1 protein-coding gene is annotated in these 1,066 nt (G+C 70.0%); it reads left to right on the top strand.

Annotation, left to right across the window (positions count from 1 at the left end; all coding sequences use genetic code 11):
- The first annotated feature begins 179 nt into the window (after positions 1–179).
- Complete coding sequence (tsf, locus tag G6020_RS15085; protein WP_182611182.1) at positions 180–1,004, top strand: translation elongation factor Ts; 825 nt, start codon at positions 180–182, stop codon at positions 1,002–1,004.
- The last annotated feature ends 62 nt before the right edge of the window (positions 1,005–1,066 follow it).

The following is a 1,066-nucleotide window of genomic DNA, read 5'->3' as shown; positions in this document are numbered from 1 at the left end:
GGGCCCGGCCGCCCACGATCCCCACGCGGGATCTCCCGGGGGCCGGGCCCGACGTGTCGGTGACGGTGGGCGAGGGTCCCCCGGCGCCGAGGCGTCTAGGGTGGAGTCGATCGCGCCCGCCGGCCGACGTCAACAACTTCCGACACATCACGAACTCTTTTTAGGAGGGTCGCCCCACCATGGCGAACTACACCGCTGCCGACGTCAAGCGTCTGCGTGAGCTCACCGGCTCCGGGATGATGGACTGCAAGAAGGCACTCGAGGAGACCGACGGCGACTTCGACAAGGCCGTCGAGGTCCTGCGTATCAAGGGCGCCAAGGACGTGGGCAAGCGTGCGGAGCGCACCACCGCCGAGGGCCTCGTCGCCGTCAAGGACGGTGTCATGATCGAACTCAACTCCGAGACCGACTTCGTGGCGAAGAGCGCCGAGTTCATCGCGCTGGCCGACAAGATCGTCGACGTCGCCGCCTCCCAGGGCATCTCCGACCTCGACGCCCTCAACGGCGCCGAGCTCGACGGGTCGACGGTCTCCGACGCGGTGGTCTCGTTCTCCGCCAAGTCCGGCGAGAAGCTGGTCCTGCGTCGCGTGGGCAAGCTCGACGGCCCCGTCGCGGTCTACCTCCACAAGCGCTCCTCCGACCTCCCGCCGGCCGTCGGCGTGATGGTGGCCTACCAGGGCGAGGGCGAGTCCGCCGAGGCCGCCGCCCGCTCGGCCGCCATGCAGATCGCCGCGCTCAAGGCGCAGTACGTCTCGCGCGACGAGGTGCCCGCCGAGATCGTGGCCAAGGAGCGCGAGATCGCGGAGGCCACCGCCCGCGAGGAGGGCAAGCCCGAGCAGGCTCTGCAGAAGATCGTCGAGGGTCGTCTCAACGGCTTCTACAAGGACGTCGTCCTCCTGGACCAGCCGTCCGTCACCGACAGCAAGAAGACCGTCGGCGCGCTCCTCACCGAGGCCGGCGCCACGGTGACGGCCTTCCTCCGTTTCGAGGTCGGCCAGGCCTGATCCGCCCCTGGTACCCGCGCTCGCGGGTACTCCTCCGACGGCGGCACCCGGACTCCCGGGTG

This window comes from Dietzia sp. B19 (assembly GCF_014145155.1).
In the GTDB taxonomy this organism is placed as follows: domain Bacteria; phylum Actinomycetota; class Actinomycetes; order Mycobacteriales; family Mycobacteriaceae; genus Dietzia; species Dietzia natronolimnaea.
This window is presented reverse-complemented; position numbering and strand designations above follow the sequence as displayed.

Excerpts from the sequence above, each read along its gene's own strand:
- tsf (WP_182611182.1), top strand. The coding sequence starts at position 180 with ATGGCGAACTACACCGCTGCCGACGTCAAGCGTCTGCGTGAGCTCACC.